Genomic DNA, 26,870 nt, shown 5'->3' with positions numbered 1-26,870 from the left:
CGGCGCCTGCTCGGTCTGCTGCTGCTGGTCACGCTTCTTTCTGCGCGGCTGCTGTTCCTCTGCGGGTGCTGCCTGTTCGGCCGGCGCCTGCTCGGCCTGCTGCTGCTGATCACGCTTCTTCCGGCGTGGCTGCTGCTCCTCGGCGGGCTGCTCGCTCTGGGCAGGCGCGGCCTGCTGTTCAGGCTCGGCCTTCCTGCGCTCGTGTTTCTGTTCGGGTTCCGCCTGCTGCTTCTGCGCGCAGGCCTCGGCCGATTCGCCCTCGGCGCATGCTGCTTGCGCCAGGATGAATGGGGTTGCCGTGCGCTGGGCAAGACCGGACGCGACACTTCCCTGAAGCGGGAACGCGCCCAACGGCGCGGATGCCATCAACAGGCCAAGTGCGGTGCCTGCCAGAATCCGTGGTTGGCGTTTCATCGAAATTCTCCTTGTGGGGTCCCATCCTTGCCGAAACCGATCTTGTGCCGATTGGTTCCAGTCTGGCACGGATAGAGGCCGTACGGGGCGATTGACCGACCTTTTGAAGGCAACTTCATGTCATTCACCTGGCGATAGCCGCAATTGCGACCATTGCCGCGCTTGACCTTGCCCGCGGCTGGGGCCACATCCGGGAAATGGAAACGCCATTCTGGAAAACCAAGGCGCTGGAGGCGATGAACCCGGCCGAGTGGGAATCGCTGTGCGACGGCTGCGGTAAATGCTGCCTGTCAAAGCTTGAGGACGAGGACACCGGCGAGATCTACTGGACCAGCGTCGGCTGTCGGCTGTTCGACGCCGAGACCTGCCGCTGTTCGGACTACGCCAACCGGCTGGCGCGCGTTCCCGACTGCGTCGGGCTGACGCCGCAGAATGTGCGAACCATCAGTTGGCTGCCCAGTACCTGTGCCTATCGGCTGGTTGCCGAGGGCCGCGACCTCTACTGGTGGCACCGGCTGGTGTCTGGCAGCGCCGAGACCGTGCATGAAGCCGGCATCTCGATGCGCGGCCGGGTCAAAGCGAGTGAAACCGATCTTGCCGAGCCGGAAGACTATTTTGACTATGTGCTGGACGAGGAGCCGTAGGACCAGCGGCGGCGAGCAACAGCCTTACGTTCCACGACTTCCGGCCAATCCGCGGGCTCGGAATAGGGCGCCGAGTCAGGCATTCCGGCCTTCACCAAGGGCTGGGGACGGTGGCGAATGGCCGGAACTTCCTTCTTCCCGCCATATGAACCGGAGATGAACGGCAGGTTCGTAAAGAGTTCAGACAGGCAAGCGCATTCTCCCCCCATCGGTTCACGAGGACGGGCGAAGGCCCGCAAAAAGGAGAGAAGACGATGTTCAACACGATCAAGACGGCAGCCCTTTCGGCCCTGGTCGGTCTCGGCACGCTGGCGGCCGTTCCCGCCCACGCCGACAGCCTCTATCTCGGCTTCGGCAACAACAACGACCCGCGTTTCGGCGTCTATACCGGTGACGACGGTTATCGCCATCGCCGTGATGAACGCCGCGGCGACTGGCGCCGTGGCTGTTCGCCGGACCGCGCCCTCGACAAGGCCGAACGCATGGGCCTCCACCGGGTCCGGATCGTCGACGTCAACCGGCGCACGGTGAAGGTGGCGGGCCGTCAGGACGGCGACCGTGTCGTGGTGGTGTTCGCCAACGAGCGCGGCTGCCCGGTTATCTATCGCTGAGGTTCGACAATTAAGGCCGACCCCTCTTTGAGGGTCAGCCTGGCAGCATGATCTTTAGCAAGATCAGCTGGGACTAGCGGAGCCCCTTTCCGTTTGAAGGGTGTGGCTCGAAAAAACCCCGCGGGAGCAATCCCGCGGGGTTTTTCATGCGCGCTATTGGCTGGTGATGCATCGGTGGCTGGGCAAGACCCAGCCACCGATCCTCAGAGCCGCTTACTTCAGTTCGAAGGTGACGGTCACCTGGACATTGTAGGAATTCTCGCCGGCCTGCACGGGAGCCGCGCCACCCGCCGCGGCATCGAAGGCCTTGGCGTTGATCGGCATCGGCGCCGGCGCAATGTTCTGATCTGATATCTCGAGCACCCGGCCGAGGCTGGCGCCTGCGGCCTCCGCCAGCGTCTTGGCCTTGGCCATGGCGTTGGCGACCGCCTTCTTGCGCGCCTCGGTGACCGTGGCTGCCGGGTTGTCATTGGTGAAGGCGATGCCGCCACCCTGGTTGACGCCGAGCGACACCGCCTTGTCGAGGATCTCGCCGGTCTTGTCGACATCGCGCACCCGCACCGAAAGCGTGTTGGTCACCTGATAGGCGACGAGTTCGGCTTCCTGGCTGCCGTCCGGCTTGTTGGTGTAGTTGTAGCGCGGGTTGATCTGGATGCCGGCGGTCTGCAGGTCCCGGTCCTTGATGCCGGCGGACTTCATCGCCGCGATCACGGCGGCCATGGCGTCATTGTTGGCGTCGAGCGCGGCGCGCGCGGTCTTGGCCTCGCGCATGACGCTCAGCGTCAGGACCGCCAGATCGGGGGCCACGGTTGCTTCGCCTTCGCCCGACACGATGATGCGGGGCGGCGTCGGCAGATCGGTGGCTCCAGCCATCGCCGGAAAAGCGATTGCAGCGGCGAGCGCGAGAGGCAAAAGATGTCTGGTCATGAAAATCTCCTTGGTCTGCGATCAAGTCGCAGACGTCGCGTAGAGCGCGATTATGGGTTGATTTGGGCGATCTGGGGAAGCCCGTCGGGAAAGCCTTGTGCCGCGATGCGAAAAACATTAATCCAGCCCGCGTGGGGCCTGTAGCTCAATGGTTAGAGCCGGCGGCTCATAACCGCTTGGTTGGGGGTTCGAGTCCCTCCGGGCCCACCATAACCTTTGATTTTGTTGAGGAAAATTGGCCTTTGCCCACGCCCTGCCCACAGTTTGCCCACGGCACTTTGGTAGCAGAAAATGTTCTTAAGGGGCGTGCTTGGAACAGTTCGCGATTCTTCGTGCTTCATTGTGAGCCGACGATGCGCAAATTGGCCCGCCGCTTCGCCTGATCGCGCTTTTCTTCACGCTGGTTTATCGCTCTAGCAATGTCGACGGCAATGCGCTTTTTGTTCGCCTCACGAACGTATTCGTCGGTCACCGTCATCGACGAATGTCCCATAGCCTCCATTATGGCACGCGCTTGGATGTTGCACTCGGCGAGGTAGGTTCCAAACGTGCGGCGCAGGCCATGAAGCGTATAGCCATCCGGTATTCCAGCCTGCCGAGTCCAATGCCGCATCATGCCGGTTAGGCTCTTTTCAGAGAAAGTGCTGCCATAAGCAGTCTTTAAGACGGTGCCGTCTTTCGATCGGTCGAGTTGTTCAAGCGCGGCTGCCAGCTTGTCTACGACCGGAATGAACATCTCTCGACCCCCGTGGCGATTGCGGTTTTTCTTCTGCCGAAAGTCAAAGGCTTCGATCAACACCAGCGAGCCGTCGAACAGCTCGATCTCCTCGCTCACCAGATCGCACCATTCAAGAGCGGCGATATCGGCGCGCCGATTGCCGAGCCAGAAACCGAGTGCGTAGCAGGTCCGCGCAGGCGTACCAATTGGATGCCGCTCTTCGTACTTTTCTCTGATCCCGATTGGCCAGGCCGGGTTCTTCGTGGACCTTGGCACACGTACACGAATGGACAGTGATGGGTCGTCCTGCGGCTTGATCCATTTCTCGACTTGAATTGCCACCCACAGCAGTTTTTTGATCGCGACGAGAAGGTGCTTGGCGACCGTCCGATTGGCCAGAAAGATGCCTTCGATTATCGCGCGCAGACGATCGGCATCGAGATGTTCCACCGAGGTATCGCGCCACGTCAGTGGATAGTCAGGATCGACCTGCATCTCAAGGAAGCGTTCAATGAGCCGCAGGTTCTTCCGCTGCGTTGCCTCATCAAAGTCCAGCCATTCCATAGTAGTTTCGAGTCGACGTGCTGCATGCCCAAAAGTACGCGGTAAGGCGCGCCCCGGCATGTTGATAATTTCCGCGCCGGCAGCGCGACCTTCAACGGCACGCCGGTAGGCGATCTCAAACGCTTCGTCGCCGGGCTGGCCGGGTAAGGCTATTTGTCGAGCACAGCGATTAGCTCGGAAGCGCCAGTACTCCTTGCCATTGACTAGGCGCGAAGAAGCTCCAGGATAGTCAGGATTTTTTGCCATTGAATTACTCTCCGCGCTGCAAGTCCTCGCGCAGGGGCTTCTGCAACAAGTCCTCACTTTTCATCGCAACGCGCAGCAGGACTGGATATGGAAAGCCTCTGCCTTGTTCTATACCTTCAAAGGTGCGCTTCGGTATCCCCAGCACCTTGGCCGCGGCTTCGGCAGTGAATCCTTCCTTGGCCCGCCATGCTTTCACGTCTTGCGCAAGTTTCTCATTCTCGTTCACGTCATCCCTTCCGCGCCGGTCACCCTTATACTACGCCTGCAGCGCATACGCAATCAGCGTAGTCTCTATTTTCCGTCCCGTTTGCTTCGCTGCAACAGCTCTTGAAGGCCGCCATTTTTGTCCGGTAGCGAGGTAAAAGCGATATCCAAGGCCACGCGGTCCCAGACAGCGCGGCTGTTGATGCGCTTGGGCTTCGGCATCCGCCCATCGGCAACCATCTCGTCAAAAAGCGTCGATCCGACACCGATGTAACGAGCTGCTTCCTCACGAGATAACCCTCGTGGGGCATACGAGATTGCGTCACTCTTCATGGACGCTGCCTCGGTCCTGATGATCCGGGCTTCTTGGCATCGAAGCACAAAGCCACATCCTAGTTGCCCTTTCCTAGCGAGGAGATCGTGTTGGGCTAAAATAAAGATGAGCTTCGTTAAGCGGAAGCGGCCTGACCGGTTCGTTCGGTCTAAACTGGCAGCAACGTGTGAACTGGGGTCATTCCCGGCACAAGAGCAACCGTGGGCGCGGCGGACGGCTTTTCGCTGAGCTGGCGATCAGTGAGCCACCACTCAGACGTCGCGTTCGGGCCGCAAGCAGACCGTCCGTTATCGGCTGAGTGGTGCGAGAAGCTGCCGTTCTGCAGCCGGCCTCTTTGTCGCCGCAGCAAGGGGCAACTCTATTGACATTAGGGTGCGGAAAACTGTTGGCCCTGCTCGCACTTCAACGTGGAACACAGCAACAGGGATAACAATAGCACATGATCGCCTCATTCGGCCCGACGTCCAAAGAGTATGGAACGTCCTTCGGAACGAACATCCAGTCGCCTCCGACAAGTTCTTTCCCATTGTATATCACTGAGCCGGACACGATGAATCGCATAGCATCGCCATCCTTATGCGAATGTTCACGAACTTCGCGTTCGGCTCAGCTTTAGTGATAAAAAACTGCGCTCGCTGACTTTCTTCCTTCGCGAAAAGAGGTGCCATTTCTCGAAGCCGTTTTCCATCCCGGAGATCTTGAGTGAGTCGATTGTGCGGAGAACATCCTCGTCTCGCGAAGTCATAACTCTGTCAGGATGTATGCCTTTCCACCCTGTCCAGCGATAATTGTCAAAGGCATCTATCCGTCAGGATTCTTCAAGTGAGGAAAAGCAAATGAAACGGACAACTAGCCACCGCCAGATCGAAGATGACGAGATTGGCGGCCCTCCCGCCAGTCCGCTACTAGCTCGTGCGGTGATGCTAGCTTGCATCTTCGCCAGCATCTTCTCGTCAATGGTCCTTCCCATGCGAGCAGAAGCAAATATGGTCGTCACACTCAGATCGTCCGAAGTCGCCTTGCCACCGCCCGCGCGCCGTGCGTTTCCAGGTTTGGGATCAGTGGTTTCTTACAATGTTTCTCCGGTGCGACAGCCCACACCCATGAGTTGCTGGGCGGCCGTTTACACGATGATGCGTTCATGGCGTGAACAGCGGATGCTGACCATTCCTGAGGCCATAGCAACGCTTGGAAGCCCATATCTTCTTTATCTCTCGGAAGATAATGGCCTTCCAGGCGGCGCCGAGCAGGATCTCGTTGAAAAGGCAGGCTTGCGCGCAATTCCTCCCGCAAGTTATCCGCTGAAAACGTTTAGGCTTCTCCTGCGAGAGCGGGGACCGCTTTGGATCACAGCCGGCGACGGGATTACGGCGCACGCTAGGCTGCTTGTAGGCATTTACAGCCCTGATGAAAATGAATCGGCGGAAGCCTATAAGAAGTCCTGGATGGAGTTCGTCGATCCGGAAGACGGGACGTTTCACTACGAAACGGCGTTCGACTTTGAAGACCTCTTTGAGCGAGAGGCAGCCTCTTTGGTTGGGGGGCACATGGATCGTACTCCCCTCCGTTGGCAGATAATTACCTTTTAACTACTCTACACTCGTCTTACAACGTCGGGCGCGGCCTCTGGGTCACGAACCGACCGCCATCAGAATAGTCCGTGCGACTTCGCGATTGTCGAGGTAGCCGGCAATTCCATGCCGATTATCAGTGTGGTTCCTTACCCCCGGAAAATTGCGGATCGGCGGATTTACTGGAAAAGATTGTTCATCCAGCGGAAAGAGCGCCACCACGTCCCGAGTATCAAATGCATTAAACCAGTCCTTCACGCCGCTTGGGTATGAAATTGGTGCCAACTGGTCGCGGATGGCCCGGATGCCAAGCGGGGAGCCGACGGTGACGAAGAGGGGAACGTTGATACCCTGTCCTGCGTCGTGCAGAACGTTGTATGCTACGACAGAGCCCAAGGAGTGGCCGACGACCACGGTTTTGTTGGCGGTCAATGCTCTCCGCACGACGGCATCTATGGTAGAACGAACAGCTGGATACCTCGTGTACAGGTAGACGTCTCGCGTGAACTGCTCGATCGCGCTTTGGCTCATGCCGCCACTGTGCTTGTCGATGGCGGCAAGGATTGCCTGAACCCATTCCCAATTCAGCGGTCCCTTCGGACGCGCGTTTTTACCATATTCGTACAGAACCTGCGTATCGGTTATGCCCGTCTGCTCTCGCATCGATTGCGCCACGTCGGATTGAAAGGCAAGGAAATCATCGTCCTGACCACTTCCACCGTGGGCCTTGATCTCTCCGGTCAACGGGAGGTTCGCCTGATCGACGAATCGCTGCAGCTCGTCACCGTAGTAGGGAAACTCGACATCTAGATTTTCGGGAATGTGCATACCGATTGCTTGCGCCCCCCGAGTCAGCGTCTCGATCCAAGCGGCCTTAAGCTCTTGAGGATCGAGATTGGCCTGACCTCGCCCATGCACGAGGAGCAGTTTCGCCGTCTGAGACTGGGCCGACGCACTGGGAACCGCGACCGATGACAGCCCTGCGAGGGCAGCAAGAACCGTTCTTCTCGACAGCATCTTTATGATTTCCACACCTGAGCTTCGAGCACGATATCCATCCCTTTGTGGTCGAAAGTCGTCCACAGGGCTTGCTTTAAGAAATGGCGCGCTTCCTCGAACTCCTTGGGGATTGAGGCTCCAACCGCTTGCAAAAGATTCCATCCTTGCGAAAGCATCGGGCAGAAAGGAACAATCGCCGGATCCACTATATCGTGTGTGGCAGGCGGCGGCTCAGCGCCAGTGGAGGCGGCAAGCATAGCGACGTCGAATGGTAAAACGCCGAGATCGCCTTTCATGAATTGCGCCACTGAAATCAATTGCTCGATACGTCCTGCCTGCGCGTATGCATACGCGGCAAAAATTCCAAGCATTGGGTCGACCCCTTTCATCACTCGGATTTCATCTGCAAACTTTCCAGCTACATCCTCGTTTGCAAGCCGGAATGCCCCAATCGACGCCGCAGCCGCCACCGCAGCCCTCAGGCTTGTCAACCGCTCGGCATTGAAGGCATTGTCGCGTGTGTTGTAGGTCACGCTTGCTACGCCTCCCTCGCGTACGACGACCGTCACATCGTGCCGAGGAAGACCGGCAATTACAGTACCCGAGCCGTCTGCAAAACGGATGGCGACAGAGTAAGCACGATTACGAGCATGAACGACCTCTATACTCACGGCATCGCCATCAGAGCTACCAGTGGTCTTCGCTTCAAGCCCTGCGCTTACTAGCAAAGTGCTGATCCCCTTCGCACCGACGACAAGCACAGTCGAACCCGTAGCCGAAGTTGGAGTGTTGAAAGGGACCGACAAGAGATCAAGCTTGGCATACACATAATCGCCGGCGCGGCTCAATTTAGTGTTAGACTCGCCGCCAGTATTCGGCGGTTCTGTACCTAAGATGTCGCTTGCGGCAATATCTTCTGGCGTCGTCATTGGCTTTAGGGGGGCCTGTTGCCCCACCGAGAAGTGAGCGCGGCCAATGTAGATGTCATCGTCCGACGTTACGCTCGAGTCGGGCAATTGCCTAAGCAGAAGTCCACTCGCCTGCGCACGCTTCGGAAGGTCGGACAGCAGATATCTCTTCAGCCGTCGGTTTGGCACGACCTTCTCGCCATCCAAATCGAAGACCATCTCGGGGCGTGGATCTTGGAACGCGCTCAGAAAGCTGGTTGTGAATAGTCCCTGAAAATTGGCAATACTGTCCGAAAGCTTTACCTCGTAAGCGGCCTCGCCGACCCTCGTCGCTAGAAATTGATCAACGTCCACACTCATTGTCGCAGCGCGCCCGCGATTGGGAAATATCAGACTGCCTTGAACATTTGAAATTCCGAGATCACTCGGCGCTGAACGGCAAGCATCCGAGATTATTACGATGTTGGGCACTGGATTCTGCCGCGCTATAAGGACGCTACCGACAAGATTGACTGCCTCGTTCGGGTCTTCGGGCGCTCCCGACAGCATCCAAAATTCGGATTGCTGGTTCACAAATCCGTGCCCAGAGAAATAGATTAAGAGTAGTCTGGGAGTGCTGGAGGCCAGCCGTGTGCTGATGGCATTCTTGATATCCGCCGCTTTAACAGGAGATGTGTCGTCGGTTAATAGTGCCACGTCGAAGTTTTCCGATGTAAGCCATTCCGCCACCTTGCGCGCGCTGCTTACGCCAGCCGATAGAGCCGGAAGATTCCCAGGCCTGTCGACACCCACCACAATGGCAACTTTGCCGTTACCTTGCGCGCGCGCGCAAGACGGTGAAACCATAGCAGTTGCTACGGTCATGCCGGTCAACTTGATGAAATGGCGCCTGTGCATGTCGGACTGCCGCCTTCCGGAATAGCGCTGAGTCAAATGCAGCGTATCACTACAGTTGAGCTTGTCGAGCCGACCTGGCGTCTTTTGAGGCGCACGGCTCCAGTCAACGGCATTGGATCGCAAAAGCTTGCAGACTTACCCTATTGCCACTTACCTTAATCTCCCGTCGAGCTACTTGGGGACATTGGCTGGCGACCATTTTGTCCAAGAAGGTAATCCCAAACGATGCGCAGATGACGCTGATAGGCCCACGGTGGCACGCGACCCGTCTTGGGCTCTCGCAGTGGGTCCGTGGACTCCTAAAACTTGCCGTCCTTTGGCGCCCGTAGGACATCGGGATCGGGGCCGCTCAATAGTCCGGCAGACTTGAGGGTTAACTGAGCCAATTCGCCCTCCATCAATTGCCATTTCTCAAGAACGGAACATCAGCGGCGCTATAGGCGCATTTCGAATGTCCTGCTAAGGTTGAGGATCTGAAGCGGGGGCTCAGTATTCAATGCGGAAGCTTTCAGCAGCCCTGGTGTCATTGCGGACCGGCAACTCTATGTCGGGATCGCAAAAAGCGGGCAACAAGGCAGCGGCTAAATGGTCGTGAGTCGGTAGTTATTCCCACTTCGAAGATGAACGGAAAAGGTCTTTCAAAGAAGCTAGTCGGCTGCCATTCATCTAATGTCCAATCCCTCGCGGCTTCCGCCTGTGCAACAGACAAAATGGGTCTCGGCTCGCGCCCACCAATGGAGCAACCGGATGATTGCAACGCCTGAAGGCAGGCTGATCTCTTTCGACGAAGCTGGGTTCACCGGACCTCGTCTGCTGGACAATCAACAGCCCTATTTCGTCTATGCCTCTCATGACCTGACCGTAGACGAATCGGCCTCCCTCATCAGCGATCTGCGTACGCGTTACCGCCTCCTTCAGGGCAATGAACTGAAGGCCAAGAACCTCAAGAAGCGAGGAACCTGGCCGATGATCATAACTGATTTGTGCTGCGCGACACATCGTCGGGCGAAAGTGGTAGTTCACAATAAGAAAGTTGCTCTCGCTGGAAAATTCGTCGAGTACTTTTTCGAGCCGGTCTTAGCGACCAACAGCGCACTATTCTACGGGGTAGATTTCCACCGCTATCTAATGACAGCGATCTTCGTCCTGCTACGCAATAGCCCGGCAGATTATGCGGAACTAGCGGAACAGATGCAGCAGTTCATGCGCACCTTCGATCCTGCGTCTGCCCCCGACATCTTTTCGAGGAGCAGCAGCCAAGCCGTTGAGATGGAGCGTATCCTGAAATTCTGCCGTGGTTACGCTACGGTCATTGAGGATCGATCAAGATTGTTGCGTCCGGAGGCTGGCCAAGGCGGTAAATGGACGCTCGACTTAACCTCCACTGCGCTGTTCTCGCTTCTGTTCTTCTATTGGGGTCACAGATATCCCCAATTGCGCCTCCTGTGCGACGATTCAAAGCCTTTGGCGGACGGGGTCGACCTTTTCAACGCGTGGGTTGGACAGGATCAATCAACCTCGCTAACGGATGGCAAGGTATCGCACGAGATAAGGGGTAACTTAGTTGCACCCGTGGAATTCGGATCCTCTGAAACACACCCGACCATACAAGTAGCCGATTTGTTGGCGGGAATGACCCTTGAGGCGTGGGACGTCCAAAGCGAAGCAGCGACGACCGTGGCTCGTTGGCTGGGGGAGCACCAACTTCACGCTCATTCCGTCGATTTCCTCCCCGAGTTGGCCACTAAGAGCGACCGCCGGGTTCGAATCGGCAGAGAGATATTGAAGGAACTCGCCCAACGGGCGGATATAGGCCGCGATCCGCTTGATGGCATGGAGCAGTTTCTCCGCCGCACGGAATTGCGCTTTCCGTCTTGACGAGCATTGATTCCGGAGGGCGCGAGGGATCGGCGCCGCGACCAGACCGACGGCTCTTAAAGATTATCTGTAGCGGACGATCTACGCGCATGCGCGAATGACATTGTAGAGGCCCTCTAACGGGCTTCGGTTTAGGATTGGGAGCGCGGCCCTGACGGATAAAGAAGAACCCCGGTCTGATAAGAAGATCGCCGAGCTGCTCGGCGCCAAGCAGAATGCGTTGGGAATATTGGGCCGTCCAATGCCAGGCGGGTTTATTCAGTACGATGCCCCGGATCTAATGACGGCTGTGGCGCTGGCTGCCGACTTCAAGGCTGGGGATCACTACAAGTACTTCCGCGGGCAGCGCGATGCGAGCTGGCAGGTGATTTCAAGCTTTGTCCGAGCGAACGACGCCGACCGCACCAAGGCGGTCACTGATTTTGGCGCCTTTTATTCATTCGCCCGCGGTGCCCCGCACCTCGTTCCGTATCTGCAGAATGACGACGCACTAATTGCTACAGCGCAGCACCACGGCCTCGCCCTTACCAACTTCATAGATTTCACACGCAGTCCGGAGGTCGCGGGCTGGTTCGCAAGCGATGGAGCATCGACCGAGGACAAAGGAGCGATCTTTTTAGTCGATCGCGAGGCGGAAGGGGCATTTGACGCCTATAGCGGACCAGTGCGGTTCATCCACCTGGATGTTCCGAATCTGTGGCGTCTGCAGGCCCAAGAGGGCTTGTTCTTGGAGGCGCCTGGAAAGTTCGACCATATCTGGCCACTGGACCGCATCGTCTTCCCTCATATTGCTTCTCACTCATCGATCCCAAGACGCAATATCTACCCCGACAAGAAGAGCGCATTGGAACTCGCTCTCGATCAGTACAGTGTGATGCGGCGCCGACGGGCCGGGTTCGACGATCTCTTGGAACACATTCACGCGGCCGGCGGGCTCTTGATTGAGCTGAGTGACGACGACAACACCACCGAAGAAGACGCCCTGGTCGTTCCGCCCGCTTGGATCGCCGGACCAAACGAGCGATGGAAAGACATCGATGTGGACTCCTCGGGTCCGGTGTTGGCCGAGCCCGTGTTAAACTCGATCGCCGCATTAACGGAGGTCATCGAAAAGCGTCGCGGCTGCACGGATCTTGTGACCGTCTCTGCGGGCGACGAAAAGCTGCAGAATCTGATCGATGGTGTATGGGGCGGGATGCGTCCACATCCTTATTCGGCCGATCATATCGCACGCTGCATCATTGCTACCATAAACCTGCAACGCGCGTTCCAGCACGTTAATTTGAGTAACGGGCTGGAGCAGCGCAGAATTGCTGAAGCGCTACTCGGTCCGACAACCGAGATCGAAATGTCCACCTCTGGGGAGAATGCTGCAAGGGCGTTTGTGAACTTGCAGGATTTATGGCTAGCCTTGAAGCAAGATGTCCGTGACAAATGGGGGCCTGTCTTTGATCCACATGGAGATTGGCTGGATAGCGTACTGGGCGAGGATTGGCAGAGGCCCGGTCGGAACTTTGACGGCCAACAACTAGTGGAGCTTTTCGTGGTCCAGATTATTCCTTGGCAGGTGGCCACTTATAGAGATCCGATTGCCTTCTCGGCTTTCCATGTACTGACCCTCGGCCGCGCCTAGTGTGAACTGCCGAATTGGAAGCGTCCCCCCTTGCGCAATTTGATGGGCATAAGGCCTCTCGTCTTGGCGATGGGGCGGCCCATGCAAAGCCCGAATGTCTCTGTTCGTGTGACCTCTCGGCCAGCAGGATGGCTTGTTTGTCGGGACGGCGGCTTTTTAGGCAGTCGAGAATGCAGGCGGAACCACCGAGATAGGGCGCAAAGCTCACTTTCACTTCCCACCACGCATGGGCCGAGTTCGACTCAGAAGGCTTGGCTTCTGTGATACAGCGCGGCAAATCACCATTAGTCTTGGTCGTTGGGTTCGCCAGACCATAGGAGTGGCCCAGTTTTAGCGGCCTTCCCACCGCAGGTAATTTTCACCCGCGCCCTTTTTGCTCTCGAGTTCATCCAGATAATCGGCCCACCATTGCATCATCTTTACGCGCTCTTCCCAGTGCTCTGCCCGGGCGTAGGCGCGCCGAACGTCGTTGTTCTCAACATGGGCCAGCTGCCGTTCTATGGCGTCCGGATGCCACTTTCCGCACTCGTTTAGCAGAGTTGATGCCGTTGCTCGAAAACCGTGCGCGGTAGCTTCTTCTTTGCCATAGCCCATACGGCGAAGGGCGGCGTTAAGTGTGTTGTCCGAAATCGGACGCGAACCCGATCGAACACTAGGAAACAGCAGCGATCCACCACCAGAGAGTTCTCTAAGTGCTGTCAGGACGCCGACGGCCTGGTCTGCGAGGGGGACACGGTGCGGTCGTCGCATCTTCATGCGTCCTTCAGGGATGATCCAAACCGAGCTTTCGAGATCGAACTCGTCCCATCCGGCCGCGCGCAGCTCGCCGGGGCGGGGAAACAGCAGGGCCATCAGCTTCAGGGCGGCTCGGGTTGTAGGCTGTCCGTCAAATGCATTGATCGCCCTCAGTAAGCCTCCCAAGGCCTTAGGATCGGTAACCGCGGCGCGTGGCGTGACCATCGGGCCGACGAGTGCGCCCCTCAGGGCGACGGTCGGATCTACATCGGCGCGTGCGGTTGCGATTGCATATCGAAACACGCTGCCAATGGTGGAGCGCAGTCGCTGAGCCGACTCGTATCGACCGCGAACCTCTACGCTGCGGAGAGCGGCAAGAATTGTGGCCGGATCGATCTCCTGAATGCTTTTGTCCCCAAACGTTGGATAGGCAAAGTCGAGCAACCATTTGACCTTGGTGATGGTCCGGTCGGCACGTCCCTCCTTCTTCAACTTGTCGACATAGTCCTCCGCGATTGAGCGAAAGGTGTCCTCTGCCAAAGCCTTTTGCGACTTACGCTCCTGTGCGGGGTCGATGCCACGTAGGAGGAGACGTTTGGCGGTATCGCGCGCCTCGCGTGCCTCAGCGAGGGATATGAGGGGATAGCTGCCCAACGCCAGAAGCTTCTGCTTGCCGCCAAAACGATACGCGAGGCGCCATAGGCGAGATCCGGTAGGCTGAACCCAAAGCTGGAGCCCGCCACCGTCAGACAATTTCACCAGCTTGGAAACGGGTCGGGCATTTCGGCATTTTACGTCGGAAAGGGCCATTTTCGGGACCTGCATTTGGCTGCATCGATACCATCAGGATCTCCAATACCAGCGAAAATACCAGCCCCCCGCCTCGTTGGACCAACTGCGCCGAAGTTCCACAAAAACCCGCTCATCTGCGCTTTGCGCGCCGAAATCGGGAAGGATTTCAATGGCTTGCCGAGACAGAAGCGTATAAGCTTCGGCGAAAGAGACTGTCGGGAGAAGAGGGAATGGTGCCCAGAGGCGGATTCGAACCACCGACACGCGGATTTTCAGTCCGCTGCTCTACCAACTGAGCTATCTGGGCCTGTTCCGGCAAACGAAAACTCGCAGGCCGGGATTCATCGAGGCGCCGTGGGCGCCCCTTGAAAGCGCGTGGGTTATAGCACGGGAATTCGGCCTGTCCAGCGCCTAGGTGGCGATTTCAGGCAGGAAAAGCGATGCCGTGCGGCGCCCGGGTTTCCATGCCGCTTGCGGGCCGGAATCGCGCACGGCATGGCACGATCCGGCCTTCGCCATTCTTGTCCGTGCCGCTATTGCAGGCTGAAACGCCGTGACATGTCTTTTAGCCGGCGGTCGAGGCGCAGCAATGCTCGCGGCACTGGGCGCCCGCAAGTCGCCATCGCCTATCTGGCGCCGGTCACGCCGCGGCGAAAATCGGAAGGCGACATGCCGGCGAGCTTGCGGAACGACTTGTTGAAGGCGCTGAGCGAGCCGAAACCCGAATCCATGGCGACACGCAGCACATTGGCGTCCTGATGCATCAAAAGCGCCTGCGCATAGCTCAGCCGCAACAGGTTCACATACTCATTGAGCGTCATGCCGGTGGATTTCTTGAACAGGCTCATGGCGTATTTGGGATGGATGTCGGCGGCCGCGGCGATGTTCACGCAATCGATGTCATAGAGGAAGTTTTCGGCGATGAAATCGCACATGCGTCCGACATTCCGCGACGATTGCTGGTCAAAGGGGCTGCCTGTTTCCTGGTCGGTCGGAGTTGCGGATACCAGCCGATAGGGCTCGAACCGCACTCGCTCCAGCCGCAGCAGCAATTCGTTGACGGCATGTTCGGCCTTGGCCTGGTCGCCGGACCGGGCGTAGCGGTTCCAGCGCTCGAAATTATGGTTGTCGGACTGGTCGGTGGCCGATGTCACCAGTGTTGCGCCCGTCATCAGCCGGTGCCTTATGTCCGTGGGCAGGTGCAGCCGGAAGAAATGCACCAGCGGCAGATGCGCTCCGGCATAGATGGCGTCGTCGGACAAATCGTCCATCTGGTGCGGCAGGCCACCCCAGAACAGGCACATCTCGCCGGCCGAAAGCGAAATCTCGTGGTCGTTCATGCGGTAATGCACGCTGCCGCGCACGATGAAATTAACCTCGACTTGGGCGTGCCAATGCGGCTTGAGCATCACCAACGGATTGGTGTGAAACATCTGCAGGAGCAGCGGCAGGCCTTCCACGCTGCTGGCCCCAGGCTGGTAGAACGGCCGTTCAGGCATCTTACTTTCCGCCAATTTCATATTCCCTTTGACGGCGACAGGCCTTGCCCGGTGCATAGTCTAGCCACGCTCACAGTGAGAGAGCAAATGAAATGGGAGGATTTCAATGCGCATCACAATGACCTGCGCCGCGCTCGCGCTTGCCCTGGGCTCAGCCCCGGCCTTCGCGCAATCCGGCGAAATCACCATCTGGAGCTGGAATGTCGCGGCTTCATCGCTGAAAGCGACCATTGCCGGCTTCAACAAGCAATTTCCCGACGTCAAGGTCACGGTCCAGGATCTCGGCAACCAGCCGACTTACGACAAGTCGATCGCCGGCTGCGCCGCCGGCGGCGTCGGGCTGCCTGATGTCGTCACCATCGAGAACGGCGAGGCCGAGAATTACTGGAGCCAGTTCCCCGACTGCTTCGTCGACCTGCATACGCTCGGTTACACAGCCGACGACCAGAAAAAATTCCCTGATTTCAAGCGCACCGAGTTGGAAGTGGGCGACAAGGCCTACGCGATGCCGTGGGATTCCGGCCCGGTGGCCGCCTTTTATCGCCGCGACTTCTACGAAAAGGCCGGCGTCGATCCGGCTTCGATCAAGACCTGGGACGATTTCATCGCCGCCGGCAAGAAAATCCAGTCCGCCAATCCTGGCGTCTCGATGACCAATGCCGATTTCAACGGCGACTCGGAATTCTTCCGCATGATCTCCAACGAACAGGGCTGCGCCTATTTCTCCGAGGACGGACAATCGATCACGGTCAACCAGCCCAAATGCGTCGATGCCATGACCAAGGTCAAGGAGATGAAGGACGCCGGCATCATCTCGTCGGCCGACTGGGGCACCAAGATCACCAACAACACCGCCGGCACCGTCGCCACCCAGATCTATGGCGGCTGGTATGAGGGCACCATTCGCACCGAATCTGCCGGCGAAAACGGCAAATGGGGCGTCTATCTGATGCCGAGCCTCACCGCCGACGGGCCGCGCGCCGCCAATCTCGGCGGGTCCTCGCTGGCCATCACCTCGGCTTCCAAGAACAAGGAGGCCGCCTACGCCTATCTGAAATACACGCTCGGAACCAATGAAGGCCAGATCACGATGCTGAAGGAGTTCGGCCTGGTACCGTCCCTGGTCTCGGCGCTCGACGATCCCTATGTCGCGCAAGGCCTGTCTTACTGGGGCGGCCAGGCGGTATGGAAGGACATTCTCGGCACCTTGCCGAAGGTTGTTCCGAGCCGCGGCACGCAGTTCCAGAGCGACGCCGAAATCATCGTCCGCGCCGTGCAGACCAGGTATCTGGCCGGCGGCTATCCTGACGCCAAGGCGGCGCTCGACGATGCCGCAAGCCAGATCGCGGCGGCGACCGGACTGCCCGTCAAATCTTGATCACCGCTTCTCCTTCTCCCCTTGTGGGAGAAGCTGGATCGGCGCGATAGCGCCGAGACGGATGACGGGTGCCCCAGGGGAGTGAGACGTTTGCGTTCCCTGGAACACCCCTGATCCGTCGCCTTCGGCGACACCTTCTCCCACAAGGGGAGAAGGGAAGACCCAGGCGACGGCGTGAAACAACAAGCGGTAGAAGGAGGAGCAAGATGCGCAATCGTAACGCCACGGCCTATCGCTTCCTCACGCCCTATCTACTGATCTTCGCGATCTTCTGGGTGTGGCCGATCATCAGCTCCTTCATGATCTCCTTCCAGGCGACGCGCACCGTGCCGTGGCGGTTCGCTCCGAGCTTCAACTGGGGCCGGTTGATCGGCGATCCGGCCTTCTTCAACGCCCTGAAGAACACGCTGCTCATCCTGGTCATCCAGGTGCCGGTGATGATCTCGCTGGCGCTCGTCATGGCGGTGCTTTTGAACTCGCCGCTCTTGAAGGCGCGTGGCCTCTACCGCTTCGCCTTCTTCGCCCCGGTCGTGGTCGGCGAGGTTGCCTATTCGGCGGTGTTCCGGCTGATGTTCAACCTCGATTTCGGCATCATCAACAAGCTCCTGAACAGCGTCGGCCTGCCCAAGATCGACTGGTTCTCCAACGTCGCGCCGGCGATGGCGCTGATCATGATCGCGGTGACCTGGCGCTGGGCCGGTTACAACGCCATCATCCTGCTCGCCGGCATGCAGTCCATTCCCGAAGACGTCTACGAGGCGGCGACGCTCGACCGCGTCAGCAAGCTCAAGCAGTTCTTCTACATCACCCTGCCGCTGCTGAAGCCGGTCATCGTGTTCTGTCTCGTGCTGTCGATCATCGGCACCATGCAGCTGTTCACCGAGCCCTTCCTGATCACCGAGCGCGGCGGGCCGGGCGGCGGCACGGAGACGCTTGGCCTGCTGCTTTACCGCCAGGGCTTTCGGTCGCTCAACTTCGGCTACGCCTCGGCCGTCGCCTACACCATGGCCGGGCTGGCGATCGCCATCACGCTGGCGCAGCTGTGGCTGACGAGGGAACCGAAATGAGTTCGCGCTCCTCCGCCAGGCTGGGACGCAGCATCGCTCTGCATCTGTTCCTGACGCCGCTGGCGCTGATCTGGCTGTTTCCGCTGTGGATGATGGTGGTGTTCTCGACCATGCCCGACAACGGCATCTTCAGCCCCGGCATCGAGCTTTTGCCGCACGGCAATTTCATCGACAATTTCAACAATCTGCAGCGTGACACGAACTTCGTCGGCGCCATCGGCATTTCGGTCTCGGTGGCGGTGACCTACACCATCCTGTCGGTGCTGCTGACGTCGATGGCCGGCTGGGCGCTGGCCCGATACCAGTTCTTCGGCAAGGGCGCGGTTGTCGCCATCATACTGGGCACCATAACGCTGCCCTATGCGGTCGTGCTGATCCCGCAGTTCATCATGGTGGCGCGCGACTTCAAGCTCGCCAACACCTGGGTGGCGCTGATCGTTCCGCCGCTGTTCAATTCGCTCGGCGTGCTGTTCATGCGGCAGAGTTTTTCGATGATGCCGGACGACCTCTTCGATGCGGCGCGCGTCGAGGGCGTGAAGGAGTGGCGCATCTTCCTCTTTGTCGCGCTGCCTTTGGCGCGGCCGATGCTGGCCGCACTCGCCATCATCCTGTTCCTCGCCTCCTGGAACAATTATCTGTGGCCGCTTTTGATCAACAGCCAGCCTGGTTCGATGACGGCGCCGGTGGCGCTCGGCACGCTGATCGGCCTCACCAAGGTGTCATGGGGCGGCATCATGGCGGGCGCTGTAATGCTGACGGTGCCGATGCTGGTCGTCTTCGTGCTGCTGCAGCGCCATTTCATCGCCGGCATTGCCGCCGGCGCGGTCAAGTAAGGGGCAGCATGGCAACGGTCACGCTCACCAATGTCGTCAAGCGCTTCGGCGTCTTCGAGGTCGTCCATGGCGCCAGCATGGACATCAAGGACGGCGAGTTCGTCGTCTTCGTCGGCCCCTCCGGCTGCGGAAAATCGACGCTGCTCAGGATGATCGCCGGGCTCGAGGACATCAGCGGCGGCGAGATCGCCATCGGCGGCAAGGTGGTCAATGATGTCGAGGCGGCCGACCGCGGCATCGCCATGGTGTTCCAGTCCTACGCGCTGTATCCGCATATGAGCGTCGAACAGAACCTCTCGTTCGGCCTGCGCATGACCGGCAATCCAAAAGCCGACACCGAACGGCGGGTGAAGCGGGCGGCCGAGATCCTGCGCATCAGCGAATTGATGGACAGACGCCCGAAAAAACTCTCAGGCGGCCAGCGCCAGCGCGTCGCCATCGGCCGCGCCATCGTGCGCGAACCGCAGGTGTTCCTGTTCGATGAGCCGCTCTCCAATCTGGACGCCGAATTGCGCGTCCAGATGCGCGTCGAGATCTCCCGGCTCCACAAGGAACTGGGCACGACAATGATCTATGTCACCCACGACCAGACCGAGGCGATGACGCTCGCCGACAGGATCGTCGTGATGCGCGCCGGCCATATCGAGCAGATCGGCCGGCCACTCGATCTCTACGACAACCCCGACAATCAGTTCGTCGCCGGCTTTGTCGGCTCGCCGAAGATGAATTTCATCAAAGGCCGGGTTGTCGGGCACGATGCACCTGGCGTCGTGGTCGAACTGGCGGGCCAGGAGAAGACCCGCATCACGCAACCGCTGACTGGCACTGCGCCCGAAATAGGCAGCCCAAAAATCGGCAGCAAGGTCATTGTCGGTGTGCGGCCCGAACATTTCGGCAATGCCGGAGAAGGCGACGCCGACCTTGTGGTTGCCATCGACGTGATCGAGCACCTGGGCGGCACAAGTTTCCTCTATGCCAGAACGGCCAACGGTGACGACGTGGTGATCCAGCGCGACGCGGCAAAGGTCCCTGACACGTCCGAGATCACCGTTTCCATCCGCAAATCCTACCTGTTCGACGAAAAAGGACTGCGGCTGCGCTGACCGCCAGCCCTTTCCAGCCTTCAAGGAGAATGACAATGACCGCAACCACGCCCATTCGCTGGGGCATTCTCGGCCCGGGCAGCATCGCCCAGTCCTTTGCCGGTGGCGTGGCCGCTTCGGACACCGGCAAGCTGGTCGCCATCGGCGCACGCAATCCCGCCAAGCCGGGGCTTGCCGAGCGTTTTCCCGGTGCCCGTATCCTCGACGGCTACGACGCGCTGCTCGCCGACCCCGACATCGACGCCGTCTACATTTCGATACCGCATCCAGGCCATGCGCAATGGGCGATCAAGGCGGCCGAGGCCGGAAAGCATGTGCTGTGCGAAAAGCCGCTGGCGCTGACCGCCTTCGAGGCCGACGCCATGATGCATGCCGCGCGCAAGGCCGGCACATTCCTCGGCGAAGCCTTCATGTACCGGTTGCACCCGCAGACCAAGAAGCTGGTGGAGCTGATCAGGTCCGGCGTCATCGGCGAGATCAGGATGATCAAGTCGAGCTTCGGTTTCGCCATGCCGGGCTTCATGCCGCAGCACCGGCTCTATGCCAACGATCTCGCCGGCGGCGGTATTCTCGATGTCGGCGGCTATCCCGTCTCGATGGTCCGGCTGATTGCCGGTGCGGCCGTCGGAAAGCCCTTCAGCGAGCCAGACAAGGTGGTCGGCACCGCCCATCTGGGCCAGTCCGGCGTCGACGAATGGGCCTCCGCGCTGCTGCATTTCCCCGGCGGCATTGTCGCCGAAGTCTCCTGCAGCATCTCGCTCAACCAGGACAATGTGCTGCGCATCCTGGGCACAAGGGGCCGCATCGAAGTGCCGGACTTCTGGTTCGCCGGCGGCAACCGCGATGTCGGTCTCGGCCGGATAGACGTCATCGCCTCCGATGGTACGCGCCAGACCATCAGCGTCGACGAGAAGCGCCATGTCTATTCCTTCGAGGTCGACGCAGCCGGCGAGGCGATCCGCGCCGGCGGCCAAGAATTCGCCTGGCCGGGCATGGCGTGGGCGGAAAGCCTCGGCACCTTGCGTGTGCTGGACAAATGGCGGACGGCAGCCGGCCTCGAATACGGGATCGAGAAGGCCGATCAGCGCACCAACACCATCTCCGGCCGGCCGCTACGGTCCGGCGGCACGGCGGTCGCCAAGCGCACCATTCCTGGCCTGTCGAAGCCTGCATCGGTGGTGGCGCTCGGCTTCGAGGATTTCCGTACGTTTTCCTCAGGTTCGATCCTGCTCGATGCCTTTTTCGAGGCCGGCGGCAATCTCTTCGATACCGGCTATGTCTATGGCGGCGGCTATACCGAGAAGCTGCTTGGCGAATGGTTGAAAAACCGTGGCGTGCGCGCGCAATCGGTGGTCATCGCCAAGGGCGCGCACTCGCCGCTGTGCTATCCTGATGTGATCGGCAAGCAGCTCGACCAGACGCTCGAACGCCTGCAGACCGATCATGTCGATGTCTACTTCATGCACCGCGACAATCCGGATGTGCCGGTCGGCGAATTCGTCGATGCGATGGATCGCGAGGTCAAGGCCGGCCGCATCCGCGGCCTGTTCGGCGGTTCGAACTGGACGATGGAACGCATGGATGAGGCAATTGCCTACGCCGAACGCACCGGCAAGCAAAAGCCCGGTGCGCTGTCCAACAATTTCTCGCTGGCCGAAATGCTGGAGCCGATCTGGGCTGGCTGCGTCACGTCCTCCACGGATGTCTGGAAGGCCTGGCTGACATCCAGGCAGATGCCGAATTTCGCCTGGTCGAGCCAGGGGCGCGGCTTCTTCACCGATCGGGCGGGTCGCGACAAGCAAGACAATGAGGAGCTGGTGCGGGTCTGGTACTCCGAGCGGAATTTCGGCCGCCGCGACCGGGCGATCGAACTTGCCGCGAGACTGGGCAAGAGCCCGATCCATATTGCGCTGGCCTATGTGCTCGCTCAGCCCTTCCCCTCCATCCCGCTGATCGGGCCACGCACGCTGGATGAACTGGACGACAGCCTGCGCGCTCTCGACATCACGCTTTCGCAAGCCGATCTCGAATGGCTGGACGGCGGCAGCCTGCGCGCTGCCTAGTTGGCTGCCTGTTTAACCATGGCGGCGTCAGGTCTCGTCATCGAACGCCCTGACGCCGCGCCTGGCCGGAGTCCGCAAATTCGCGTACATGCCTGTGGTGCGGAACTGGCTCGGTGTGATGCCGTAGCAGCGGCGGAAGACCTTTGAAAAATAGTTCGCTTCCTCGAAGCCGCACAGGATGGCGACTTCCTTCACCGGCAAAAAATCCGCTTTGGTCAGCAGCTTCGCCGCGCGTTGCAGGCGCTGCTGCAGCACGAACTCGGCCGGAGGCAGGCCTTCGCTCTCGGCGAAACAGCGTGAGAAATGGGCTCGGCTGAGGCCGCTGATCTGGACCAGGTCCGCCACCGGCAGCGGCTTGTCGAGATTGGCGTTGATGTGATCGATGACCGGCTGCATGGCGCTTAGTTTTTCGGCGAAGGCATGGGAACCGAAGACATCGTCATAGAGCGCCATCGCAGCCTCGTAGGCTATCGCGGAAGCAGCACCCGGCGAAGCGGCGCCTTTGATCAGGCGCAGGCTGCAATCGGCAAGATGATCGATTGTCGCCGGCTGCAGCCGAAATACAGGACCCGAGACGCTGAGGATCGACTTGTGGATGCGCAGCGCTTCCTCGCCGTTCATCGAAATCCAGAAATATTCCCAGCGCTCATCTCCAGCCAGCCAGTAGCGGTGGTTGTGCGGCACCAGCACCAGCAATGTGTCGTTCTTCTGCAAGCGGTAGTTGCGGTTTTCGTAGCGCAGCCGGCCAGTCCCGCTGATCGTGTGCTGGAGCACGGTGAACGGTGTCTGACCGCGCTTGCGGCCGTCCCAGTCGTAGATTTCGTCCTCGCGCACTTCGTAGCCCGTGCTCGTCGGCATGGCGTGCAGGCGCTGGCGGCCGCGCGGCAGCGAGATCGTGCGCATGGACTGTCCGTGTTCTATCAAATCATGCAGCACAAAATTACCCCTGAAAGCATAATCCTTCTCTGGTCGCGCTCGCGAATAAGCGCATAATCCCCATCGAAAAGCGAGAGAGATCCGCAGTCAAGGAGCGGACAGGGAGGTTGGCGAGCCGGATTCCGGCTTGTCCTGCATACATGTCGCGGCATGTGGCTACAGCCTCCATTGTCATTCCTTGCCTGCAATTCGAAATGGAATGAGGTGCGGCTGATGAGTTTCAAAATCGCTATCATCGGTGCCGGCAGCGTCGGCTTCACCAAGAAATTGTTCACCGACATCCTGTGCGTGCCCGAATTCAAGGACATCGAATTCGCGCTGACCGACGTCAGCGAGCACAATCTTCAGATGATCAAGGCGATCCTCGACAGGATCGTCGAGGCGAACAGGTTGCCGACCAGGGTGACGGCGACCACCGACCGCCGCAAGGCGCTCGAAGGCGCTCGCTACGTCATCAGCTGCGTGCGGGTCGGCGGCCTCGAAGCCTACGCCGACGATATCCGCATTCCCTTGAAATACGGCATCGACCAGTGCGTCGGCGATACGATCTGTGCCGGCGGCATTCTCTATGGCCAGCGCAACATTCCGGTGATCCTGGATTTCTGCAAGGATATACGCGAGGTCGCCGAGACGAACGTCAAATTCCTGAACTACGCCAACCCGATGGCGATGAACACCTGGGCGGCGATCGAATACGGCAAGGTCGACACTGTCGGGCTCTGTCACGGCGTCCAGCACGGCGCCGAGCAGATCGCCGAGGTGCTTGGCGCGAAGTCCACGCAGGAGCTCGACTATGTCTGTTCCGGCATCAACCACCAGACCTGGTTCATCGACCTGCGCCTCAACGGCCGCCCCATTGGCAAGGATGAACTGGTGGCCGCTTTCGAGGCGCATCCGGTCTATTCCAGGCAGGAGAAGCTGCGCATCGACGTCCTGAAGCGCTTCGGTGTCTATTCGACCGAAAGCAACGGCCATCTTTCCGAATATCTGCCCTGGTATCGCAAGCGTCCCGACGAGATCACGCGCTGGATCGATATGTCCGACTGGATTCACGGCGAGACCGGCGGCTATCTCCGCTACTCCACCGAAACCCGCAACTGGTTCGAGACGGAATATCCGCAGTTCCTCGAAGCGGCGTCCAAGCCGATCGACCGCGAGAAACGCTCCAACGAGCATGCCAGCCACATATTGGAGGCGCTGGAGACCAACCGCGTCTATCGCGGCCACTTCAACGTCAAGAACAATGGGGTGATCACCAACCTGCCGCACGATGCCATCATCGAGTCGCCGGGCTTCGTCGACCGTTTCGGCATCAACATGGCCGCCGGCATCACGTTGCCGGAGGCTTGCGCCGCCACCTGCATCGCTTCGATCAACGTCCAGCGCATGTCGGTGCATGCCGCGATATCGGGCGACATCGATCTTCTGAAGCTCGCCGTGCTGCATGACCCGTTGGTCGGCGCGGTTTCGACGCCGGAGGAGGTTTGGCAGATGGTCGACGAAATGGTCGTCGCCCAGGCAGCCTGGCTGCCGCAATACGCCCATGCGGTTCCGGCCGCCAGGGAGCGGCTGTCGACATCCAAGGTGAAGACCCGCGAGTGGGCGGGCGCCGCACGGCGCAGCGTTCGCTCGATCGAGGAATTGCGCGCCGAAAAAGCCGCGCTGAAGCAAGCCGGCTGAAACGGGCCGGCTGAAACGGGCCGGCTGGAAATTCATGCGGTGATGGTGGATCCATGGGAGGCGGATCCACTGCCACGAAGCCGTTTGAATTCGAGGAGAGGCGGAGCGGGTGCAAACGCTCCGGACCAACAAGAGGGAGAGAGACAGTGAGGAATTTACGCAATATCGGCCTTGCTGCCGGACTGGCGCTGAGCGTCTCGGTCTCGGCACTCAGTGCATACGCTTCCGAGCCGACGGTTCCGCCGGCGCCGACACCGTTTCCCGCCGAAGGCAAGATCAATTATGTCGCGCGCGACTCCATTCTGGAGTTCAAGGCGCTTCCCGAATATCACGAGCCCGACTGGGTCACCGAGAAATACGTCAAGACCGGCAAGCTTCCGCCGGTGAAAGACAGGCTGCCAAAGGAGCCGCTGGTCTTCAAGACGGGCAATATGCAAGACGGCATCGGCGTCTATGGCGATACGATGCGCCACGTCATCGGCGGGCGGCCGGAAGGCTGGAACTACGGCGCCGGTCAGACGCAAGGCTGGGGCGGCATCGACATCGGCCTCTCCGAATGCCTGACGCGCACCGCCCCGCTGTTCCAGGTCGAGGCCAAGGACACCGAGCCGCTGCCGAACCTGGCCAGGAGCTGGGATTGGTCGAGCGATGGCCACAAGCTGACCATGCACCTCATCGAAGGCGCGAAGTGGTCGGACGGCGTGCCGTTCAATGCCGACGACGTCATGTTCTACTGGGACGACGAGGTCGTCGATCCCAACGTCTCGCCGCTGAACGGCGCCACGCCGGAAACCTTCGGCGTCGGCACGACGTTGAAGAAGATCGACGACTACACCGTCGAATGGACCTTCAAGGACGCCTTCCCCAAGCAGTACCTGTATGCCATGGCCTACGGCACCTTCTGTCCTGGTCCCGGGCACATCCTGAAGCCGCAGCATCCGAAATATTCGAAGAACACCTACGATCAGTTCAAGAATGCCTTCCCGCCGGAATTCATGAACATGCCGGTGATGGGCGGCTGGGTCCCGGTCGAATACCGGCCGGACGACATCATCGTCATGCGCCGCAATCCCTATTACTGGAAGGTCGACGAAAAGGGCAATCAACTGCCCTATCTCAACGAACTGCACTACAAGCTGTCGACCTGGGCCGATCGCGACGTCCAGGCGGTGGCCGGCGCGGCTGATTTTTCCAATCTGGAGCAGCCGGAAAACTTCGTCGCCTCGCTGAAGCGTGCGGCGGAGGCGAACGCGCCTGCCCGTCTTGCTTTCGGCCCGCGGCTCATCGGCTACAATCTGCGCTTTAATTTTTCCGCCAATGGCTGGGGCAATCCGGACGAACGCGGCCAGGCGATCCGCGAGCTGAACCGCAACGAGGATTTCCGCAAGGCCGTCACCATGGCGCTCGACCGCAAGGCGCTCGGCGACTCGCTGGTCAAGGGGCCGTTCACCGCCATCTATCCCGGCGGCTTGTCGTCAGGAACCAGCTTCTACGACCGCAATTCGACGGTCTACTACCCCTTCGACCTCGATGGCGCCAAGGCTGAACTCGCCAAGGCCGGCCTCAAGGATACGGACGGCGACGGCTTCGTGAATTTCCCTTCCGGCACCGCCGGCGGCAAGAATGTCGAGATCGTGATGCTGGTCAACAACGACTACACGACCGACAAAAGCCTTGCCGAAGGCGTCGTCGCCCAGATGGAAAAGCTCGGGCTGCGGGTCGTGCTCAACGGCCTCAACGGCACCCAGCGGGACGCTTCGCAATACTCCGGCCGCTTCGATTGGCTGGTCCGGCGCAACGAACAGGAACTGACCTCGGTGGTGCAGAACACCGTGCAGCTTGCCCCTGTCGGCCCGCGCACCAGCTGGGACCATCGTGCGCCGGAAAATGGCGAGGTCGATGTGATGCCGTTCGAAAAGGACCTCGTCGACATCGTCAACAAGTTCGTCTCCACGCAGGACAATGACCAGCGCGCCAGCTTGATGAAACAATTCCAGAAGATCTCGACGGAGCACGTCTACAATGTCGGCCTGACGGAATATCCCGGCGCGCTGATCGTCAACAAGCGCTTCTCGAACATTCCGCAGGGCACGCCGATCTTCATGTTCAACTGGGCCGAGGATTCGATCATCCGCGAACGGGTATTTGTCGCCGCAGACAAGCAGGCGAAATATGAATTGTTCCCCGATGAGCTGCCCGGCAAACCCGGAGAGAAGGGGCTGATGAATTAGGTTTA

Annotated in this window: 21 protein-coding genes, 2 tRNA genes and 1 pseudogene; 13 read left to right on the top strand and 11 right to left on the bottom strand. The window is 59.6% G+C overall.

Annotation, left to right across the window (positions count from 1 at the left end; translation table 11 throughout):
- Window positions 1–414 (bottom strand): annotated as a pseudogene (locus M729_RS0127115) (flagellar motor protein MotB); the annotation flags it as partial.
- 197 nt (window positions 415–611) lie between these two features.
- Here M729_RS0127115 and M729_RS0127110 point away from each other — a divergent pair.
- Together M729_RS0127110 and M729_RS0127105 are read left to right on the top strand one after the other, a co-directional pair.
- Complete coding sequence (locus tag M729_RS0127110) at window positions 612–1,058, top strand: YcgN family cysteine cluster protein (RefSeq protein WP_027163439.1); 447 nt, start codon at window positions 612–614, stop codon at window positions 1,056–1,058.
- Window positions 1,059–1,312: 254 nt separating this feature from the next.
- Window positions 1,313–1,669 carry a hypothetical protein gene (locus M729_RS0127105; RefSeq protein ID WP_013530174.1) on the top strand — a complete coding sequence of 119 codons (357 nt, stop codon included), beginning with the start codon at window positions 1,313–1,315 and terminating at the stop codon, window positions 1,667–1,669.
- Between the two features lie 213 nt (window positions 1,670–1,882).
- On the opposite strand, the gene M729_RS0127100 is transcribed toward M729_RS0127105, so the two are convergent.
- Complete coding sequence (locus M729_RS0127100; protein WP_013530175.1) at window positions 1,883–2,596, bottom strand: SIMPL domain-containing protein; 714 nt, start codon at window positions 2,594–2,596, stop codon at window positions 1,883–1,885.
- A gap of 134 nt (window positions 2,597–2,730) precedes the next feature.
- On the opposite strand from M729_RS0127100, the gene M729_RS0127095 reads away from it, so the two are divergent.
- A tRNA-Ile gene (locus tag M729_RS0127095) sits at window positions 2,731–2,806 on the top strand.
- 127 nt (window positions 2,807–2,933) lie between these two features.
- On the opposite strand, the gene M729_RS0127090 is transcribed toward M729_RS0127095, so the two are convergent.
- The 3 genes from M729_RS0127090 to M729_RS0127080 form a co-directional block, all read right to left on the bottom strand.
- The gene (locus M729_RS0127090) at window positions 2,934–4,124 is read right to left on the bottom strand and encodes a tyrosine-type recombinase/integrase (protein ID WP_027163438.1); all 1,191 of its coding nucleotides are present in this window, start codon (window positions 4,122–4,124) and stop codon (window positions 2,934–2,936) included.
- A 4-nt stretch (window positions 4,125–4,128) separates the two neighbouring features.
- Window positions 4,129–4,350: a helix-turn-helix domain-containing protein gene (locus M729_RS0127085; RefSeq protein WP_019860430.1), complete on the bottom strand. Its 222-nt coding sequence runs from the start codon at window positions 4,348–4,350 to the stop codon at window positions 4,129–4,131.
- Between the two features lie 65 nt (window positions 4,351–4,415).
- Window positions 4,416–4,661, bottom strand: a complete 246-nt coding sequence (locus M729_RS0127080; protein ID WP_027163437.1) for a hypothetical protein — start codon at window positions 4,659–4,661, stop codon at window positions 4,416–4,418.
- Window positions 4,662–5,498: 837 nt separating this feature from the next.
- Here M729_RS0127080 and M729_RS1000000137750 point away from each other — a divergent pair.
- Entirely contained in the window at window positions 5,499–6,251 is a 753-nt protein-coding gene (locus M729_RS1000000137750) for a papain-like cysteine protease family protein (protein WP_084652732.1), read from the top strand.
- Between the two features lie 42 nt (window positions 6,252–6,293).
- On the opposite strand, the gene M729_RS0127065 is transcribed toward M729_RS1000000137750, so the two are convergent.
- A complete protein-coding gene (locus M729_RS0127065; RefSeq protein ID WP_156949343.1) occupies window positions 6,294–7,265 on the bottom strand; it encodes an alpha/beta hydrolase in 972 nt (323 codons plus the stop codon).
- The gene (locus tag M729_RS0127060) at window positions 7,253–9,004 is read right to left on the bottom strand and encodes a caspase family protein (protein WP_198032142.1); all 1,752 of its coding nucleotides are present in this window, start codon (window positions 9,002–9,004) and stop codon (window positions 7,253–7,255) included. The genes M729_RS0127065 and M729_RS0127060 overlap by 13 nt, the downstream gene beginning before the upstream one ends.
- Window positions 9,005–9,784: 780 nt before the next feature.
- Here M729_RS0127060 and M729_RS0127055 point away from each other — a divergent pair.
- A complete protein-coding gene (locus M729_RS0127055) occupies window positions 9,785–10,915 on the top strand; it encodes a DUF3800 domain-containing protein (RefSeq protein ID WP_027163433.1) in 1,131 nt (376 codons plus the stop codon).
- Between the two features lie 241 nt (window positions 10,916–11,156).
- On the top strand, window positions 11,157–12,548 hold the full coding sequence (locus M729_RS0127050) for an FRG domain-containing protein (RefSeq protein ID WP_027163432.1): 1,392 nt from the start codon (window positions 11,157–11,159) through the stop codon (window positions 12,546–12,548).
- Window positions 12,549–12,878: 330 nt separating this feature from the next.
- Here the strand turns inward: M729_RS0127050 and M729_RS01000000135880 are convergent, their stop codons facing one another.
- The 3 genes from M729_RS01000000135880 to M729_RS0127030 form a co-directional block, all read right to left on the bottom strand.
- Window positions 12,879–14,093 (bottom strand): integrase arm-type DNA-binding domain-containing protein, encoded by a 1,215-nt coding sequence (locus M729_RS01000000135880; RefSeq protein ID WP_050596358.1) that lies wholly within the window; start codon window positions 14,091–14,093, stop codon window positions 12,879–12,881.
- A gap of 213 nt (window positions 14,094–14,306) precedes the next feature.
- Window positions 14,307–14,382 (bottom strand) — tRNA-Phe (locus M729_RS0127040).
- Window positions 14,383–14,701: 319 nt separating this feature from the next.
- Entirely contained in the window at window positions 14,702–15,595 is an 894-nt protein-coding gene (locus M729_RS0127030; protein ID WP_024504770.1) for a helix-turn-helix domain-containing protein, read from the bottom strand.
- Between the two features lie 85 nt (window positions 15,596–15,680).
- Between M729_RS0127030 and M729_RS0127025 the strand changes: the two genes are divergently transcribed.
- The 5 genes from M729_RS0127025 to M729_RS0127005 all read left to right on the top strand — a co-directional run bounded on the left by M729_RS0127025 (window position 15,681) and on the right by M729_RS0127005 (window position 22,018).
- Complete coding sequence (locus M729_RS0127025) at window positions 15,681–16,952, top strand: extracellular solute-binding protein (protein ID WP_027163431.1); 1,272 nt, start codon at window positions 15,681–15,683, stop codon at window positions 16,950–16,952.
- 206 nt (window positions 16,953–17,158) lie between these two features.
- A complete protein-coding gene (locus M729_RS0127020) occupies window positions 17,159–18,019 on the top strand; it encodes a sugar ABC transporter permease (protein WP_027163430.1) in 861 nt (286 codons plus the stop codon).
- Entirely contained in the window at window positions 18,016–18,852 is an 837-nt protein-coding gene (locus M729_RS0127015) for a carbohydrate ABC transporter permease (protein WP_013530185.1), read from the top strand. Before M729_RS0127020 ends, M729_RS0127015 begins: the two co-directional genes overlap by 4 nt.
- An 8-nt stretch (window positions 18,853–18,860) precedes the next feature.
- On the top strand, window positions 18,861–19,955 hold the full coding sequence (gene ugpC / locus M729_RS0127010; protein ID WP_027163429.1) for a sn-glycerol-3-phosphate ABC transporter ATP-binding protein UgpC: 1,095 nt from the start codon (window positions 18,861–18,863) through the stop codon (window positions 19,953–19,955).
- A 35-nt stretch (window positions 19,956–19,990) separates the two neighbouring features.
- On the top strand, window positions 19,991–22,018 hold the full coding sequence (locus M729_RS0127005; RefSeq protein WP_027163428.1) for an aldo/keto reductase: 2,028 nt from the start codon (window positions 19,991–19,993) through the stop codon (window positions 22,016–22,018).
- A 27-nt stretch (window positions 22,019–22,045) separates the two neighbouring features.
- Here M729_RS0127005 and M729_RS0127000 read toward each other — a convergent pair whose 3' ends face one another.
- Complete coding sequence (locus tag M729_RS0127000; RefSeq protein ID WP_082826649.1) at window positions 22,046–22,921, bottom strand: AraC family transcriptional regulator; 876 nt, start codon at window positions 22,919–22,921, stop codon at window positions 22,046–22,048.
- A 246-nt stretch (window positions 22,922–23,167) separates the two neighbouring features.
- Here M729_RS0127000 and M729_RS0126995 point away from each other — a divergent pair, with 246 nt between their 5' ends.
- The gene (locus M729_RS0126995; RefSeq protein WP_027163426.1) at window positions 23,168–24,634 is read left to right on the top strand and encodes an alpha-glucosidase/alpha-galactosidase; all 1,467 of its coding nucleotides are present in this window, start codon (window positions 23,168–23,170) and stop codon (window positions 24,632–24,634) included.
- Window positions 24,635–24,780: 146 nt separating this feature from the next.
- Window positions 24,781–26,865 (top strand): ABC transporter substrate-binding protein, encoded by a 2,085-nt coding sequence (locus M729_RS0126990; RefSeq protein WP_027163425.1) that lies wholly within the window; start codon window positions 24,781–24,783, stop codon window positions 26,863–26,865.
- Window positions 26,866–26,870: the final 5 nt, after the last annotated feature.

This window comes from Mesorhizobium sp. WSM1293 (genome assembly GCF_000513875.1).
In the GTDB taxonomy this organism is placed as follows: domain Bacteria; phylum Pseudomonadota; class Alphaproteobacteria; order Rhizobiales; family Rhizobiaceae; genus Mesorhizobium; species Mesorhizobium ciceri.
Note: the sequence above shows the minus strand (reverse complement) of the source record. Positions and strands in the feature narration are given on the sequence as shown.